Annotated in this window: 16 protein-coding genes and 1 pseudogene; 9 read left to right on the top strand and 8 right to left on the bottom strand. The window is 71.1% G+C overall.

What is annotated here, in order from left to right; genetic code table 11:
- Positions 1-44: 44 nt before the first annotated feature.
- Complete coding sequence (locus ACZ3I3_RS22210) at positions 45-1,160, bottom strand: NAD(P)-dependent alcohol dehydrogenase (RefSeq protein ID WP_467367577.1); 1,116 nt, start codon at positions 1,158-1,160, stop codon at positions 45-47.
- 362 nt (positions 1,161-1,522) lie between these two features.
- Between ACZ3I3_RS22210 and ACZ3I3_RS22205 the strand changes: the two are divergent.
- The 5 genes and pseudogenes from ACZ3I3_RS22205 to ACZ3I3_RS22185 all read left to right on the top strand — a co-directional run.
- Positions 1,523-1,672 (top strand): annotated as a pseudogene (locus ACZ3I3_RS22205) (transaldolase); the annotation flags it as partial.
- A 295-nt stretch (positions 1,673-1,967) separates the two neighbouring features.
- On the top strand, positions 1,968-2,372 hold the full coding sequence (locus tag ACZ3I3_RS22200; protein WP_467367575.1) for a hypothetical protein: 405 nt from the start codon (positions 1,968-1,970) through the stop codon (positions 2,370-2,372).
- The gene (locus tag ACZ3I3_RS22195; RefSeq protein WP_467367573.1) at positions 2,369-3,220 is read left to right on the top strand and encodes a hypothetical protein; all 852 of its coding nucleotides are present in this window, start codon (positions 2,369-2,371) and stop codon (positions 3,218-3,220) included. Before ACZ3I3_RS22200 ends, ACZ3I3_RS22195 begins: the two co-directional genes overlap by 4 nt.
- 38 nt (positions 3,221-3,258) lie before the next feature.
- The gene (locus tag ACZ3I3_RS22190; protein ID WP_467367571.1) at positions 3,259-3,780 is read left to right on the top strand and encodes a roadblock/LC7 domain-containing protein; all 522 of its coding nucleotides are present in this window, start codon (positions 3,259-3,261) and stop codon (positions 3,778-3,780) included.
- 89 nt (positions 3,781-3,869) lie between these two features.
- Entirely contained in the window at positions 3,870-4,244 is a 375-nt protein-coding gene (locus tag ACZ3I3_RS22185) for a hypothetical protein (RefSeq protein WP_086605077.1), read from the top strand.
- A 143-nt stretch (positions 4,245-4,387) separates the two neighbouring features.
- On the opposite strand, the gene ACZ3I3_RS22180 is transcribed toward ACZ3I3_RS22185, so the two are convergent.
- From ACZ3I3_RS22180 to ACZ3I3_RS22155, 6 genes are all read right to left on the bottom strand, one after another.
- Positions 4,388-5,362, bottom strand: a complete 975-nt coding sequence (locus ACZ3I3_RS22180; RefSeq protein WP_467367569.1) for an alpha/beta fold hydrolase — start codon at positions 5,360-5,362, stop codon at positions 4,388-4,390.
- Between the two features lie 96 nt (positions 5,363-5,458).
- Entirely contained in the window at positions 5,459-5,953 is a 495-nt protein-coding gene (locus ACZ3I3_RS22175) for a lamin tail domain-containing protein (RefSeq protein ID WP_467367567.1), read from the bottom strand.
- 143 nt (positions 5,954-6,096) lie between these two features.
- A complete protein-coding gene (locus ACZ3I3_RS22170) occupies positions 6,097-7,461 on the bottom strand; it encodes an FAD-dependent oxidoreductase (protein WP_467367565.1) in 1,365 nt (454 codons plus the stop codon).
- 161 nt (positions 7,462-7,622) lie between these two features.
- Entirely contained in the window at positions 7,623-10,358 is a 2,736-nt protein-coding gene (locus ACZ3I3_RS22165; RefSeq protein WP_467367563.1) for a SpoIIE family protein phosphatase, read from the bottom strand.
- Positions 10,359-10,467: 109 nt separating this feature from the next.
- Positions 10,468-11,013 carry a hypothetical protein gene (locus ACZ3I3_RS22160; protein WP_467367561.1) on the bottom strand — a complete coding sequence of 182 codons (546 nt, stop codon included), beginning with the start codon at positions 11,011-11,013 and terminating at the stop codon, positions 10,468-10,470.
- 28 nt (positions 11,014-11,041) lie between these two features.
- Positions 11,042-11,644, bottom strand: coding sequence for an ATP-binding protein (locus ACZ3I3_RS22155; protein ID WP_467367559.1), 603 nt, complete (start codon positions 11,642-11,644; stop codon positions 11,042-11,044).
- Between the two features lie 170 nt (positions 11,645-11,814).
- Here ACZ3I3_RS22155 and ACZ3I3_RS22150 point away from each other — a divergent pair, with 170 nt between their 5' ends.
- Positions 11,815-12,045 carry a DUF397 domain-containing protein gene (locus ACZ3I3_RS22150; RefSeq protein ID WP_037673508.1) on the top strand — a complete coding sequence of 77 codons (231 nt, stop codon included), beginning with the start codon at positions 11,815-11,817 and terminating at the stop codon, positions 12,043-12,045.
- A 122-nt stretch (positions 12,046-12,167) separates the two neighbouring features.
- Positions 12,168-13,082: a helix-turn-helix domain-containing protein gene (locus ACZ3I3_RS22145; RefSeq protein ID WP_467367557.1), complete on the top strand. Its 915-nt coding sequence runs from the start codon at positions 12,168-12,170 to the stop codon at positions 13,080-13,082.
- Positions 13,083-13,154: 72 nt separating this feature from the next.
- Here the strand turns inward: ACZ3I3_RS22145 and ACZ3I3_RS22140 are convergent, their stop codons facing one another.
- A complete protein-coding gene (locus ACZ3I3_RS22140; protein WP_467367555.1) occupies positions 13,155-13,982 on the bottom strand; it encodes an SAM-dependent methyltransferase in 828 nt (275 codons plus the stop codon).
- A 237-nt stretch (positions 13,983-14,219) separates the two neighbouring features.
- Between ACZ3I3_RS22140 and ACZ3I3_RS22135 the strand changes: the two genes are divergently transcribed.
- Together ACZ3I3_RS22135 and ACZ3I3_RS22130 are read left to right on the top strand one after the other, a co-directional pair.
- Positions 14,220-16,610, top strand: coding sequence for a molybdopterin oxidoreductase family protein (locus ACZ3I3_RS22135; protein WP_467367553.1), 2,391 nt, complete (start codon positions 14,220-14,222; stop codon positions 16,608-16,610).
- On the top strand, positions 16,607-17,098 hold the full coding sequence (locus tag ACZ3I3_RS22130) for a hypothetical protein (RefSeq protein ID WP_467367552.1): 492 nt from the start codon (positions 16,607-16,609) through the stop codon (positions 17,096-17,098). The genes ACZ3I3_RS22135 and ACZ3I3_RS22130 overlap by 4 nt, the downstream gene beginning before the upstream one ends.
- Positions 17,099-17,152: the final 54 nt, after the last annotated feature.

Below are 17,152 nucleotides of genomic sequence, written 5' to 3'. Positions count from 1 at the left end.
CGCGATTCCTGGAACCCAAGCCGCAGGGGGCACGCCCCGGTCGATCACGCATGGTCGAAGACCAGAACCGGCTTGATGGTCTCGCCGTGGTGCACGTCGGCTGCCGCCTTGTTGATGTCGGCGATGGAGTACTGGCGTACCAACGTGTCCAGGGGCAGGCGGCCCTGCCGGTGCAGGGAGGTGAGAAGCGGGATGAGAGCCTCCGGATCTGCGTCGCCCTCGGTCACTCCGACGATCTTCTTGCCGGCGAGGATGTCGGTCACGTCCACGGGCAGCTCGGTCCCCATGGGAGCCGCGCCGACTACGGCACAGGTACCGCGGGCGCCGAGAGAGTCGATCGCGGAGCGCAGGACGGTCATGTTCGCCGTGGTGTCGATCGCGTAGTCCAGGCCCGCTCCGCCGGTGATTTCCCGCAGCACCGCGGACACGTCGTCGGTGGCCGCGTGCACCGTGTGCGTCGCCCCGAGTTCCTTGGCCAGGGTCAGGCGGGATTCGACCCTGTCCACGGCGACGACGGTACCCAGGGGACTGAGGACTGCTGCCATCAGCGCCGCGAAGCCCACCGCGCCCACTCCGAAGATGGCCAGCGAGCTGCCGGGAGACGGCTTGAGGACGTTCAGCACGGTCCCGGCACCCGTCTGGATACCGCAGCCCAAGGGGGCGAGGAGCTCAAACGGCATGTCGTCGTCAACACGCACGACACTGCGCTCGTCGGCCAGCGCATGGGCGGAGAAGGAGGACTGGCCGAAGAATCGCCCGCCGATCGGCTGCCCGTCGCGACTCAGCGGATGGGTTCCGTCGGTGCGGACTCCGCCGTTGAAGATGTTGGCAGGGATCCAGGTCGCGCAGTAGGCGGGGTGGCCGGCGCGGCAGTGGGAGCACCGCCCGCAGGAGGTGAAGGACAGGACGACATGATCGCCCGGCCTGACTCGGGTCACATCGCCGCCGACGCGTTCGACCACTCCGGCACCCTCGTGACCGAGCACACCGGGAAGGGCGAACGGGAGGTGGCCGGCCTGGACAGTGAGGTCGGTGTGGCACAGCCCGGTCGCGAGCACGCGAACCAGCACCTCATTCGGGTGCGGTTCGTCGAGTTGGATCTCCTGGAGAGCGAAAGCGGCACCTGGTGCCTCCAAGACGGCGGCTAAGGTTGTGGTCATCTGCTCGTCCTGTTCTGTGCTGCGTTGCACGTGGATGGGACGGGGGCCTGCCTCCTGGGCCCAGTGGGAACGGGGCAGCGTTCGTGACGAGCTCGCTGACGACGAGTTCCGCGTCCAGGGCCGGAGAGGCGGGCACGGGCGGGCCGTTCAGCGGGAAGCGGGCGAGAAAGGCGCGCACAACGCGGCGGGCCTCAGCGCCGCCTGATTCTCAAGTGGAATGATCATGTAGGGCTCTTTCATGCTGCTCGCCGCTCTCGAGGGGCATGTGCCTCGCGTCTACCCCCGGAGCGAACCGCGCACACCGGAGCAGGACCGCGTGACGCCCACCCCCTTCGGATGAGTCTGGCGGTGCCGTCGTCGCCGACCATGGTGAGATCACCGGCGACTCCATCGCGGGCACCTACGAGCAGGCCCGCGCCGACCTCGACGCCGTCGAGAAGCTGGGCATCTCCTGCACCGCTGTCGTCCAGGGGCTGGAGACGGAGGGCATCCACAAGTTTCCGCAGTCCTGGGAACCCTGCTGAGCGCCGTCCGCGGCGCCCGCCACGCCGTGACGGGTGACACCCCTGCGTGGCTCGCTGCCGATGGTCAGCATGAAGGGCAGGGAACGCACGGGATGCGCCAGGCCTGCGCCCAGCCCTGATTGCTGCGACGGCTCCTGCTCGCTTCCGTCCGACCCTGATCGCCTTCCGCTCGGTTCCGGCACATTCGTTTGGAAAATGCCAAAGCCTTCACCTGGACCGAGTACGTTCCGTAGTGTCGTGCTCACGTTCGCGGGAACGGCCGTGCAGGGGAGGGGGATTCGGCGTGCCCGGAATCGACGAGAGTCTGCTGGAGGCCATGCGGCTGCCCGGTGCGCGAGGGGCGGCGGTGGTCGACTGGATCAGCGGTCTGGCCCTGGGCGCGGTGGGTGACGCACCGGGCGGCGACCTGGAGGCGGCGGCCGCGGAAACCGCCGAACTCGCCCGTCTCGCCACGGAGAGCGGCGTGTTCGCCCCGGCCGGTGGCGACGCGGGCGGAGCGTCCGGCAAGGAACCACCTGTACAGGACCTGATCATCACGAACACCGACTCGTACCACCTGCTCAGGTTCGTCACCACGACTTTCGACAGCACCGTGTTCCTGCACTTATGGCTCGACCGCGGCGAGGGCAACCTCGCCCTGGCCCGCATCCGGCTGGCCGAGATGGCGGACAGACTGGTGCTCGGATGATCACGCCGACCCGGACCGCACGCACGGACGAACCGGCCTCGGCCCTGCTCGGCACCCTTGCCGCACAGGGCGCGAGCGGCGCCCTGTCGACCGAGGCGGGAATCGTCTACCTGGCCGCGGGACACGTCGTCCATGTCGAATCCGCCCTCACCCCCGACATCGGCGATCTGCTCACCCACAGCGGCGCACTCGCCCCGGACGGCTGGTGGGAGGCCATCGACGAGGCCGGCCGCGAGTGCCGCGTCGGCCGTCGGCTGGTGGACAGCGGCCACCTCGCCGCGGGCGCGCTCGAACTGTGCCACCTGGGCGCCCTCTTCGACGCGGCGTACTTCGTCCTCGCCCACGACGGACCGGCCCTCCGCTTCCGCCCCGGCGCCGCGCACTGGCTCGGCGCGGTCCGTTCCGTGCCGGTGGACAGCGTCCTGCGCGAGTCGAGACGCCGCCGTGAACTGCTGCACCGCATATGGCCCGAACCCGCCATCGACCTCGCCCCGCTCGCCCGCGTCCCCGGCACGGACCCGGCGGACCTGCCGGCCCGCCGCAGCCGCACCCTCGCCCAGGTCGACGGTGTCCGCACCGCCGCCCAGATCGCCACCGCCCTCGCCAGCCGCACCTTCCACACCCTCGTGGAACTCCGCCGCCTGGCCGCCGCCGGGCTGATCGCCCCCAAAGTCCCCGCCCCCGCCGACGCCCCTTCCTCCGCCAACACCCCAGCCTCTGCTCCCGCCACCGCCCTTGCCCCCGCACCCGTGTCCGCCGAGCCGGGCCCCGCCCCTCGTCCCACGGCACCGGACGAGCCCGACACCGCACTGCTGCGACGGCTCCTGCACGCCTTGGAGGCACTGTGATCCGCGCGCGACGACAGCGTGCCGAAAGGAGACTGCTCATGGCCGTCGAGACCGACGTCCTCGACGAACTGCGTCGGCTCCGCACCCGCATACCCCGCCTGACCGGTTCGCTCGCGGCCACCGTCGACGGACTCGTCCTCTCCCACGACGTCCCGGACACCGAACCGGAGGGACTCGCGGCGCTCACCGCCGCCGCCCTCGGCGTCGCCCACCGCATGACCGACGCCGCCGCTCGCGGCGACTTCCGCGAACTGCTGGTGCGCGGCTCCGGAGGCTACGTCGCCACCTACGCGGCCGGGACGACCGCGGTCCTCACCCTCCTCGCCGAGGACCGCGTCAACGTAGGCCGCCTCCACCTGGAGGGCCGGCGCGCCGGCGCCCGGATCGCCGACCTGGTGGCCACGCACGTCGGGCCGGGCACCGGCCGCCACGCCGACCGGCCCGCGCCCGCCGAACACCTCGCGGCCGCGCCTCCGGCCACGGCCCGCCCCATCGGCACCCTCCCGGTCCGCACGCCGCAGCGGCCCACCCACCAGCCGCGCCCGCAGACCGGCATCTGAGCCACCCGAGCCACCCGACCCACTGAGCCACCCGAACCACCGGAATCACCGGCCCACCGAAGAAACACCGAACGAAAGGAACCGCCCGCATGGCCAACACGGAGACCGCGCTGAAGGAATGCCTGAGCTCCATCGACGGAGCGACGGCCGTGGCACTCGTCGACTACACCAGCGGCATGGCGCTCGGCACCCTCGGCGGCAGCAAGGACTTCAACCTGGAAGTCGCCGCCGCCGGCAACACCGACGTCGTACGGGCCAAGCTGCGCACCATGGAACTCCTGGGCCTGAAGGAGGAGATCGAGGACATCCTGATCACCCTGAACTCCCAGTACCACCTCATCCGTCTGCTCAGGGGACGCGGCGGCAGCGGACTGTTCCTGTACCTCGTGCTCGACGCGAGCCGCGCGAACCTGGCGATGGCCCGCCACCAGCTCCGCCGGATCGAGAACGACCTGGAGGTCTGAGCCGGCACCACCGGACGGGAGCCCTCCGCCACGGACACGTCGCGGAGGGCCCCGGCATGCCGGGAGCCGGCGCCTACGGTGGGTCCCATGACGGACCCCTGGACGTGCTCGTGGTGGGCGCGGGGGCTGCCCAGCCCGAAATCCTAGGCGGGAAGACCCTTCAGCCACTCGATCAGCAGTCGGTTGGTCTCGGCGGGACGCTCCTGCTGGAGGAAGTGTCCGCAGCCGTCGAGGATGTGAGAAGCCGTCAGTGCGGGCAGCGTGGTCGGGTACGCCGCGATCGCGTCGGACAGCCAGGTCGTGGACGCGTCCAGACCGCCGCCGATGAACAGCGACGGCTGCGTGACGGGGGCGCCGGCGAAGTCCGCCAGGTCCTCCCAGTCCCGGTCCATGTTCCGGTAGCGGTTCAGGGCGCCGGTCATGCCCGTGCGCTCGAACTCCCCGGCGTAGACGTCGAGATCGGCCTCGCTCAGCCAGTGCGGCAGCCGGCCCACGGGGAAGCGGTCGCGCAGCCGGCCTCCGCGCGCCACGAAGTGCGGGTCGGCCTCCGGCATCGTGTCCGGGGACAGTGCCGCGTAGAAGCCCCCGAGCCAGCCGCGCACATCGGGCTCGATCTCCGCCTCGGCCCGGCCGGGCTCCTGGAAGTAGGAGACGTAGAACTCCTCCTCGCCGCCCATCCGCGCGAAGACCTCGCTGGGTCTGGGCCCGCCGGGCGGGGTGTAGGGCACGCTCAGCAGCGCGACCGCGCGGAACACGTCCGGCCGGACCAGCGCGGACGTCGCGGCGATGGTCGCGCCCCAGTCGTGCCCGACGAGCACAGCGGACCGCTCGCCCAGCGCCTCCACGACGGCGACGGTGTCGGCCACCAGCTCGAGCATCCGGTAGGCGTCCACCTGCGCGGGCCGGGACGAGCGCCCGTAGCCGCGCACATCGACGGCCACCGCGCGGTAGCCCGCGGCGGCCAGGGCCGGCAGCTGGTGCCGCCAGGCGTACCAGGACTCGGGGAACCCGTGCAGGAGCAGGACCAGTGGCCCGTCACCCTGCTCGACGAGGTGAAGGCGGCCGGCCGGTGAAGGCACCAGGCGATGGGTGTGGTCGACGGCGGACGTCTGCGGCATGGATCCTCCCGCATTCCGGAAAGGGGCGCTCGGTCCATCGATCATGCAGCGCCCGCCGCGACGCACACCAAGCCTGTTGCCGGTTCGGCAAAAGGCTCAGCCGTGGAAGGTGATGTACCCGTTGCGGTCCTTGTCGGAGCCGCTCTGGGTGTACGAGTGCACGTCGGCGCGGCTGCCGGACGGCTTGTACACGTAGATCGTGTCCTTGTCGTTGTTCCACATGAAGTTGCAGTTGTCGCGGTACACGACGTTGTTCGCGTCGGAGTCGGTCCCGTTGCCGCCGCGCAGCTTCACGTAGTCACCCGGCTGGAGCGTGTGGCTCGCGGTGAAGGTGAACTTGTTCCCCGCGGCGTCCTTCACGACGTACCCCTTGAGGTTCACCGTCGTCGACCGCGAGTAGTTCTTGATGGTCAGGTACTCCTCGTCGGTGTTCCCCGTCGAGCAGCGGTTGGAGTCCCTCCCGGGCGCGTCGTACTGGATGCCGCGGATCTTCAGCGCGGAGTCGTACTCGGCGGCCTGGGCCGGAACCGCCGTGAGGGCGGTCAGTGTTCCGGCAGCGACGGCCGTGGCCGCGACAAGGCGTATACGCATGGACGTTCGTCCCCCCTGCATGGCCCTCTGGTGAAGGCAATGTGATGGTTCGGTGAAGCATCCGGATCGTACACGGTTCAAGCACGCATAAGGGCGGGTCCGGTGACATTGCCACCGGACCCGCCCGCGGGGTGTATACGGCGTCAGGCGCCGCTGGCCCGCAGCATGTCCTCACGCTCGACGAGCTTCACGCGCTCGCGTCCTTCCGGCTCGCCCAGCGCCTTCTCCGCGGCGTCCAGCCGGTACCAGCCGTCCCACGTGGTGAAGCGGATGTTCCGCTCGGCGAGGAACGCGTCCACGGCCTCGAGGCCGGGGGAGGCGGGCGTGTGCAGCCGGCCGTTCGCGTAGTCGTCCAGCAGGTTGGCCACCGTCTCGTTCGCGTCGCCCTTGGTGTGGCCGATGAGGCCCACCGGGCCGCGCCGGATCCAGCCGGTGACGTACGTGGACTGCAGGTGCTCGCCGGTCTCCTGCATGACCCGGCCGCCCTCGTCGGGGACGGTGCCGGAGTCGAGGTCCCAGGGCAGCTTGGGGAGTTTGTCGGATAGGTAGCCGACGGCACGGTAGACCGCGCCGACGTCCCAGGTCTTGAACGTGCTCGTGCCCTTGACGTTGCCGGTGCCGTCGAGTTCCGTGCGCTCGGTGCGCAGGCCGACGACCTTGCCGTCCTCGCCCAGGATCTCCACCGGCGACTCGAAGAAGTGCAGGAAGAGCTTGTGGGGCCGGTCGCCGACGTCCCGGATCGCCCAGTTCTCCAGGGTCTTGGCGACCATGTCGGCCTGCTTGTTGCCGCGCCGGGTCGCGATCGAGCCCTCGTCGTAGTCGATGTCCTCGGGGTCGACGATGACCTCGATGTTGGGGGAGTGGTCCAGCTCCCGCAGCTCCATCGGGCTGAACTTCGCCTGCGCCGGGCCGCGGCGGCCGAACACGTGGATCTCCTTGGCCCGGTTGGCCTTCAGACCCTCGTAGACGTTCGGCGGGATCTCCGTCGGAAGCAGCTCGTCCGCCGTCTTGGCGAGGACGCGCGCGATGTCGAGCGCGACGTTGCCGACGCCGAGCACGGCGACCTTCTCCGCCTCCAGCGGCCAGGTGCGCGGCACGTCCGGGTGGCCGTCGTACCAGGACACGAAGTCCGCGGCGCCGTAGGAGCCGCCGAGGTCGATGCCCGGGAGGGACAGCGCCCGGTCCGCCGTCGCGCCGGTGGCGAAGATCACGCCGTCGTAGAACGCGCGCAGGTCGTCCAGGCTGATGTCGGTGCCGTAGTCCACGTTGCCGAAGAGCCGGATCTGCGGCTTGTCGAGGACCTGGTGCAGGGCGGTGATGATGCCCTTGATCCGCGGGTGGTCGGGCGCGACGCCGTAACGGATCAGGCCGAACGGCGCCGGCATGCGCTCGAAGATGTCGATGGACACGCCGGGTTCGGCGGCCACCTGGGACTTGAGCAGGGCGTCGGCGGCGTAGATCCCGGCGGGGCCGGATCCGACGATGGCTACCCGCAGGGGGCGGGGCATGGTCAGGTTCCCTTCGAGCGGCGACAAGTGATCTCGCCGTGAAGCCTAAACTGAGGCATGCCTAAGTTGGTACGCGGGTCCGGTCTATGAGCTCATAAGGCGACTTTATGGCCGACCGTAGGTGGCCTTATGGGCGACCGTAGACGGCCTTGCTGGCCCGCTCACGGCAACGGCTGCTCCGCCCAGATCACCTTGCCGGCGGGCAGATAGCGCGTCCCCCAGCGCTCGGCGAGCTGCGCGACCAGGAACAGCCCCCGCCCGCCCTCGTCCGTCATCGTCGCGTACCGCAGCCGCGGCGACGTGCTGCTGCTGTCGGAGACCTCGCAGATCAGGTTGCGGTCGCGCAGCACCCGGACGTGGATGGGACCGCCGCCGTACCGCAGCGCGTTGGTGACCAGCTCGCTCAGGATCAGCTCCGTGGTGAACGTCAGCTCGTCCAGTCCCCACTGAGCCAGCTGCCGGGTGACCGCCGCCCGTACCTCGCCCACGGCCGCCGGGTCGGCCGGCACCGGCCACTCGGCGACCCGGTCGGGGGCGAGCGCCCGGGTGCGGGCGACGAGCAGGGCGATGTCGTCGCTGGAGCGGGCCGTGAGCTGCGAGTCGAGGACGGTCCGGCAGGTCTCCTCGGGGGACTGGCCGGCCCGGCCCAGCGCGTCGCGCAGCATGTCGAGACCGACGTCGATGTCCCGCTGCCGGTCCTCGACCAGCCCGTCGGTGTAGAGGACGAGCCGGCTGCCCTCCGCCAGCTCCAGCTCCGCCGTCTCGAACGGCAGACCGCCGAGCCCGAGCGGGGGACCGGCGGGCACGTCGGGGAACTCGACACTGCCGTCGGGGTGGACCAGCGCCGGCGGGGGATGCCCCGCCCGTGCCACGGTGCAGCGCCGGGAGACCGGGTCGTACACGGCGTACAGACAGGTCGCGCCGGTGACCGGGGCGCTTCCCTCCTCCTCCGTCTCGTCCTGGTCGATGCGGCCGACCAGCTCGTCCAGCAGGGCGATGAGTTCGTCGGGCGGCAGGTCGAGGGCGGAGAAGTTGTGCACCGCGGTGCGCAGCCGCCCCATGGTCGCCGCCGCGTGCAGCCCGTGGCCCACGACGTCCCCGACCACGAGCGCGACCCGGGCGCCCGACAGTGGCAGCACGTCGAACCAGTCGCCGCCCACGCCGGCCTGCGCGGGCAGGTAGCGGTAGGCGATCTCCAGGGCGTCCTGCTCGGGCAGGTTCCGCGGGAGCAGGCTGCGCTGGAGCGTGACCGCCATGCTGTGCTCGCGGGTGTAGCGGCGCGCGTTGTCGATGGAGACGGCGGCCCGCGCGACCAGTTCCTCCGCCAGGGCCAGTTCGTCCGTGTCGAAGGGCTCCGGCTTCTCGCAGCGCCAGAAGCTGACCACGCCGAGCAGCAGGGAGCCGGCCCGCAGCGGCACGGTGATCAGGGAGTGGATGCCGTACTCCACGATCTGCGCGGAGCGCTCGAAGTCCTGTGCCTGCCAGCCTGGGGCCTCGCTCAGCCGGGGTTCCAGCACCGGCCGGCCGGTGTCGAGGCTGCGGCCCTGCGGAGAGGAGTCGACGAACCTGATCCGCTCGCCGACCGGGTAGAGGGGAGCGTCCTTGCGGACCCCGCTGAGGGCCGCACGGCTGAGCGCGGTCGCCGCGTCGGGCTGTCCGCCGCCCAGGACGGCGTCGAAAAGGTCGACGGTGGCGAAGTCGGCGAACCGGGGCACCGCCAGCTCGGTCAGCTCCTCGGCCGTGCGGGTCACGTCCAGGCTGGTGCCGATGCCCACCCCGGCGTCGTACAGCATGTTGAGCCGTTCCCGCGCGGTCTCGGCCCGGCCGGACAGGGCGCGCAGCTCGGTGGAGTCGCGGAGTGTGGCGACGCTGCCGGGCGGGACGCCCGCACGGTCCGTGGTGCGCTGGTTGACGGCGAGGAGCCGGTCCCCGACGAGATGCACCTCGTCGGTGGCGTCGCGCCCGGAGGCCAGCAGCTCGGCGGTGCCGGGGTCGAGCCCCAGGCTGAGCACGTGCCGGCCCTCGGCGTCGGTGGGCAGTCCGAGCAGCCGGTGCGCCTCGTCGTTGGCGAGCAGCAGGGTGCCCCCGTCGTCGACGATGAGCACGCCCTCCCGGACGGCGTGCAGCACGGCGTCGTGGTGTTCGTACATCCGGGTCATCTCATGTGGCCCGAGCCCGTGCGTCTGGCGCAGCAGCCGCCGGCTCACCAGCGCGGCACCCGCCGTCGCCAGGGCGAGCGCCGCCGCGGCGGCGGACAGCACGAGCGGCAGCTGACGATCGGCGGTCCCGCCGATGTTCTTGGTCGTGACTCCCGCGGACACCAGCCCCACGACCTGCCCGTCGGCGTCCTTCACCGGCACCACGGCCTGGACAAGGGGGCCGATGGTGCCTTCGATCTCCTCGGTCACCGCCTTCCCGGCCAGCGCGGGCGCGATCGTCCCCACGAACTTCTTCCCGATGCGGTCCGGCTTGGGGTGCGAGTAGCGGATCCCGTCGGTGTTCATGACGACGATGAAGTCGACCTTCGACTGCTCACGGGCGGCCTCGGCCCGCGGCTGGAGCACCGCCGCCGGGTCGGGGCCCTCCAGCGCCTCGACCGTGCCCGGCGCGTTGGCGAAGGTCTCCGCGACGGCGAGGGAACGGTTGCGGGCTTCCTGGGTCGTGTCGTGCCGCACTTGCAGGACCAGCGCCACGACGGCCGCCACCACCAGCAGCAGCACGATCACCACGACGAGCAGGAACACCTGTCCGGCGACGCTGCGTCCGCCCAGCACCGACCGCAGTCCCGCCACCGGTTGCCACCGCGACGGGCCCGCCTCCCGCCGCTGCCGAGCGGACGGCGCAGCGCCGGGCCGCAGGGGCGCTCGAGTCCCGGATCGACCCAAGAGTCGGACCATGTGCCATGTCTACACTGCCCGGCCGCGCGAGGCGAGGGGCATCACCCATGGTGGCAGGGGGTCCTCACCGTTTCGTCACGACTCCCGGCGCACGGGCGCCCGCATACTGTCAGGCGCTCAGGGAACGGGCGAGCTCGGTCGTGGCCCGGGCGATCTCCGAGTCCTCGTCCGCCATCAGCCGGCCGAGCTCACCGCGCCGGGCCCGCACCGCCTGGCGGGCAGCACGCTCCCACACCACCGGGTTCTCCCGGCGGTTCAGCAGCTTGGGATAGACGGCGGCGGTGCTCTCCCACTGCCGGGCGTCGGCGATGCTCTTGAGCAGCCGGATGATCTGAGCACGGCAGGTCACCTGCGGCAGTTTCGCCAGCTCCCACAGGAAGGGAACCGTGGCGGCCGTCGCCTGCTCCACGACGAAGCCGAACTGGCAGATCCGCCTGCGCAGGTCGTCGAGAGCCGAGCGGGCCGTGTCGGCGTCACCCCAGGCGATGCCGTTGAGCAGGAGGGGAATGGCCGCCGCAGAACCGGTGGAGTCCTGGATGTCGCCCCAGGGCACTCGGTCCAGGGCCGTGAGCGGCGTGGTCCGGGCGACCCCGGACGGGGCGTCGGGGCGCTGTGGGCGCTCGCTGCTCGGGTGTTCCGTCGAAGCGCTGCGCATGGCGAGGGGCCTTTCCGCGGCAGTCGTGTCAGATGGGTGGACAGGTGGACAACCTGGCCCAGACCGTCTTGCCCGCCGGAGGGCGGGGGGTCCAGCCCCACTCCTCGGACAGGGCGTCGACGATGCCCAGGCCCCTGCCGTGCTCCGCCAGGGCGGAGCCGGTGGGGGCGTACACGGGCGGGTGGTCGTCGGGGTCGGAGACGGTGACCAGCAGGTGCGTGGGATCCAGGAGGAATCCGAGCCGGATCTCCGGCGCGGCCGGCGCACCGGTCGTGCCCGCCGTCCCCGGCGCCGCGTGCGTCGCGGCGTTGGCGGCGAGTTCGGTGATGACGAGGGTCGTGTCGTCGCAGCGGTGGTCGAGCGACCAGAAATGCAGCGTCTCGCGGGTGAAGGACCGGGCGCGCGCGAACCCTTCCCTGCTGCACTCGACGCGCAGGGCGGCCGAGGCGGCCAGGGCCCCGGAGGGCTGCGGCATCGTCTCCGGCATCGGGGGCGGGGTGCCGTACGGCATCGCCTCGTACGGCGTCAGCGCGGGCGGACCGGGCGGGAATCCGGTGCTCGTGGCGGGTGCGGCTGCTTGTGCGGCAGCCCCACTGGGCGGCCGGAGCACGTGGTGCGCAGCTGATGACACGGCATCTCCCCGATGCGAGGTCAGGACGCGGCGTCACCACGGGGGTTGACGCCGCGGCTATTATCCACGCTGAAGGCGCCCCCGTGCAATTGCACGCGAAATTGCGTGAGAATCAAGCCGTGTTGGGTACCCGAGCCGGGACGTGAACCAGAAACAGCAAGGAGACCGCGGTGCCACCAGTGCAGAACGGAGTGCAGGCAAGCTCGTTGGACGCCTGCTGGATCAAGAGCCGGCACAGCAACGCCGAGGGCAACTGCGTCGAAGTCGCCCCTCTCGTCGACGGCGGGATCGCGATGCGCAACTCCCGTGACCCCGACGGGCCCGCGCTCGTCTACACGGCGGCGGAGGTGGCGGCGTTCCTGGCCGGGGCGAAGGACGGCGAGTTCGACCACCTGCTGTGAAGCCCGCGCGGTGAAGCGGAGCTCAACTCCCCATTTCCATGGGGCCGCTCGGAGGGATGCGAGCACGCCCGGCGGAGTGCGATAGTGTAAATCGCCCTTGTGCCGGTCTGCTGGGAGTCAGGATGTCCGCCGCGTCGCATCGCATCTCCCGCCTGGAACCCTACCTGGACAGGCCCGAGCCTGCGCCGACTCTGCTGAAGATGCTGGTCGGCGTACAACTGGCCGGCTTCCGTGAGGACGCCGGGCTCGCCCAGGACCAGGCGGCGCGCGCTGTCGGCTTCAGTGCCGCGAAGCTGTCCCGCATCGAGTCGGGCAAGGGCCGCCGCCCGCCGACGGAGAACGACGTCCGTGCGCTGCTCCAGCTGTACGGCACCGACGACTACGAGGCCTCGGTGCTGCTCAAGCTGTTGCAGCGCGCCGGCGAGCCGGGCTGGTGGCAGCGGTACGACAAGCGGCTGATGCCCGAGTGGTTCGACCGCCTGGTCGGGCTCCAGGAGGCCGCCGCCACCATCCGTACCTTCGAGATCCAGTACGTGCCCGGCCTGTTGCAGACACCCGCCTACACCAGGGCTGTGGTGGAGCGGGGCCTGCCGAACGCGCCGTCCGGCGAGGTGGAGCGGCGCGTCGAACTCCGCAGGCACCGGACGCGGTTGCTCTTCCGGCCGGACGCACCGCAGCTGTGGGCGGTCATCGACGAGTCCGTGCTGTTGCGTGTCCTGGGCAGCACGGAGGTGATGCGGGAGCAGCTCGCGCACCTCGTCGAGATGGCCGAACGCCCCAATGTGACACTGCAGATCGTCCCGCTGAACGTCACGAACGCCTCGGCGCCCGCCATCCCGGTGACGTATCTGCGCTTCGGCGGCCTCGACCTGCCCGACGTGGTCTACCTGGAGCACATCAAGAGCGCGAACTTCCTCGAGGACCGCGACGAGACGGAGGAGTACCGGATCGCGCTCGACCGCCTCGCGGACGAGGCGCTCAAGCCCCGTGACTCCCTGGACCTGCTGCGTACGACGATGGCTCAGCGCTACGCCTGACACGCGAGTGCCGCGTGCGGGACGACTGGCGTCCCGCACGCGGCAGCTGGGTCACCGCCCGGGGAATCAGCGTCACTTCTCCAGGGGAAGCCGCCCCACACCGCCGAACTCGATCCACTCGTGCGTGAGCTGACGGGGTGCCACCTCGGTGTCCGGACGCCACGTGGACACCTCCACCAGCCCGGGCTCCAGGATCTCCAGACCCTCGAAGTACGTGGCGACGTCCTTCTCCTCACGCACGCGTCCCCAGTGCCCCTGGGTCGCCTGGTCCATGAAGTTCGTGACGAAGGCACGGACCTCGGGGTCCTCGCTCACCAGCTGGCACATCACCAGGAAACTGCCGGGCGCGAGCCGCTCCCGGACGCGGCGGGCCACCGCCAGCGGCCCGTCGGTGTCGCTGTCCGGGATGCAGTGGAACACCGAGTTGAACAGCACGCACACCGGCTGGGAGAAGTCGATCAACCGCTTGGTGTCGGGGTGGTCGAAGATCAGGTCGGTCTCGCGCATGTCCGCGTGGATGACGCTGGTGCGCTCGTCCTGCTCCAGCAGCGCACGGCCGTGGACCAGCACCATCGGGTCGTTGTCGACGTACACCACGTGGGTCGAGGGGTCGATGCGCTGGGCGACCTGGTGCACGTTGTCCTGCGTCGGCAGGCCGGATCCGTGGTCCAGGTACTGCCGGATGCCGTACTCCTCGGAGAGGGTCCGCACGACCCGCTGGAGGAAGCGCCGGTTGTTCAGGGCCAGGCGGCGCGTGCTGGGCACGACCTTGTCGAGCTCCTCGCACGCCGCGCGGTCGGCCGCGTAGTTGTCCTTGCCGCCCAGGTAGTAGTCGTACATGCGCGCTGCCGTCGGCACGCTCGCGTCGATCTCGGTGGACAACTGCTTCTCGGAGTGCATCGTTCCCCCTGCGTGGTGCCGCGCCAACGGACTGGCTGGACAGGAAGTACATCCTAGGGAGGGGGAGTTGGCGGCTGCCAGCCCAGTGGCGAAGGTGCCCACGATCGAACGACCGGGTGATCGTCTCCCGCGACGGTGTGTGCCCTCTGTGGCATGCTTGTGCACTCAGCGTCACCAGGCTTGCGGGGGCACGGCGGGGTACTCGTCACGGGACGTTCTCCCGTGGGAGGTGGGACCATGGACACCTCGGCCGACCGGATCGCGGATCCCTGGGGTGTGCGCACCCCCTACGCCCCCGGCACGCCCTGGCCTTCGCGGACGGACACGCACCTGCGGGCCGGGGTCGCCGAGCGGGACGTGGAGCGCTGGGTGCAGTCCGCCTCGCTGCTGCATTCCAACGGGGACGCGATGGACATCGCGGTGCGCGAGGGCCGCATCGTGGGAGTGCGGGGCCGGGCCGCGGACCGGGTGAACCGCGGACGCCTGGGCCCCAAGGACCTCTACGGCTGGCAGGCCAACGCCTCCCCGGACCGGCTCACCCGGCCCCTGGTCCGTGAGCACGGCCGGCTCGTGGAGTCCGACTGGGACACCGCCATGGACCGGATCACCGCCCGGACGCGGGACCTCCTGGACGACAAGGGCCCGGGGTCGGTCGGCTTCTACACCACCGGGCAGCTGTTCCTGGAGGAGTACTACACCCTGGCCGTCCTCGCCCGCGCCGGCATCGGCACCAACCACCTGGACGGCAACACCCGGCTGTGCACGGCGACCGCCGCCGAGGCGCTCAAGGAGACCTTCGGCTGCGACGGACAGCCCGGCTCCTACGAGGACATCGACCACGCCGACACCATCGCCCTGTTCGGGCACAACATGGCGGAGACGCAGACCGTTCTCTGGATGCGGCTCCTGGACCGCCTGGAGGGAAGCGACCCGCCCCGGCTCGTATGTGTCGATCCGCGGTACACGCAGGTCGCCCGGCGCGCCGATGTCCACCTGGCCCCGCGCGCGGGCACGAACGTCGCCCTGCTGAACGCGCTGCTGCACGAGATCATCCGCACCGGCCGCGTCGACCGGGCCTACGTCGACGCGCACACCGTCGGCTTCGAGGAACTCGCGGCCATGGTCGAGGAGTGCACCCCCAGGTGGGCGGCCGGGATCTGCGACGTGCCGGCCGCGCAGATCGAGCGGGCCGCGGAGATCCTCGGCACCGCCGAGCGGTTGCTGTCCACGGTCCTCCAGGGTGTCTACCAGTCCCACCAGGCCACGGCTGCCGCCGTCCAGGTCAACAACCTGCACCTGATCCGCGGCATGCTGGGCCGCCCCGGCCGGGGACTGCTCCAGATGAACGGGCAGCCCAGCGCCGAGAACACCCGCGAATGCGGCGCGGACGGTGACCTGCCGGGCTTCCGCAACTGGCAGAACGACCAGCACGTGGCCGAACTGGCGGCCGTGTGGAACGTGAAGCCCGAGAAGATCCCGCACTACGCGCCGCCCACGCACGCCATGCAGATCTTCCGGTACGCCGAGCAGGGCTCGATCGGCATGCTGTGGATCACCGGCACCAACCCGGCCGTGTCCCTGCCCGAGCTGTCCCGCATCCGGTCGATCCTCGCCCAGGAACGGCTGTTCGTGGTCGCGCAGGACCTGTTCCTCACCGAGACCGCGCAGCTCGCCGACGTGGTGCTGCCCGCGGCGACCTGGGGCGAGAAGACCGGCACCCTCACCAACGCCGACCGTACCGTGCACTTGTCCGAGAAGGCCGTCGAACCACCCGGCGAGGCCAGGGCCGACCTGGACATCTTCCTCGACTTCGCCCACCGCATGGACTTCCGCGACAAGGACGACGGGCCTCTGATCACCTGGCACGACCCCGAGTCGGCGTTCGCGGCCTGGCAGCGGTGCAGCGCCGGCCGCCCCTGCGACTACACGGGCCTGAGCTACGGCCGGCTGCGCGGCGGCAGCGGCATCCAGTGGCCCTGCACCGAACAGGCCCCCGACGGCACCGCGCGCCTCTACACCGACGGCATCTCCTACGCCCATCCCGACACCTGCGAGAGCTACGGCAAGGACATGGTCACCGGGGCGAGCGTGGAACCCGTGGAGTACCGGTCCCTCAACCCGGACGGCAAGGCCGTCATCAAGGCCGCGGAGTACCTGCCGCCCCACGAGGACACCTCCGCCGACTACCCCCTCCAGCTGATCACCGGCCGGACCGTGTACCACTTCCACACCCGTACGAAGACCGCCCGCGCCCCCGAGCTGAACGCCGCCGCGCCGGATGTCTGGGCGGAGATCTCACCCGCCGAGGCGTCGGCTCAGGGACTCGCCGACGGCGACCTCGTGCAGGTCACAACCCCGCGCGGGGCGGTGCGTGCCCGCCTGCGCACCACCGCGATCCGCGACGGCATGGTGTTCCTGCCCTTCCACTACGGCTACTGGGACACCCCGGCCGGCCACCGCCCGCCCGACGACGGCCCGGGCCGCGCCGCCAACGAGACCACCGTCACCGACTGGGACCCGGTCTCCAAACAGCCCCTGTTCAAGACCGGCGCGGCCCGTGTCACCCTCGTCGCACGGCGCGCGAGCGACACCGGCGCCCGGACCGAGAAGGCGGGGAGCAGCGCATGACCGGCATCGAGACCACGCTCCGCCTCCTCCACGACGGTGAACGCGACCTGGAGCAGGACCTGCTGGCCGCTGCCGCACGGCATCACACGGACCACGAGTTCCACCATGTCGCGCTCGACGTCGCCCGCTGGTCACGCGAGCACGCCGCCCGCCTCGCCGACGCGGGCCGCGACCACGGCCTCGATCTGTCAGGACCGCGCGGCAACCCGTCGCCCGGCGCGCTCGCCACGCTCCGGGAGAAGGCGTCGGAAGCCCTCGGCCGGCGCCCCGCGACCGGCCTGCTCCTCCTGCACGACCTGCGCGATCTGCACCTGGCCGCCGCGCGGAACTCCCTGCACTGGGAGATGCTCGCCCAGGCGGCGCAGGCCACCCGGGACGAGCGGCTCCTGGCACTGGTCACCGACTGCCACCCGCAGACGCTCCGGCAACTGCGCTGGACCAACACCCAGATCAAAATCCTGGCACCACAGATCCTGACCAGCGTCTGACCAGCGGTCAATCTGGAAATACGAGAATTCACCGGTGATCGAGGGTGCGTCCGC

It is taken from the genome of Streptomyces sp. NPDC016851 (assembly GCF_055562795.1).
This window is presented reverse-complemented; position numbering and strand designations above follow the sequence as displayed.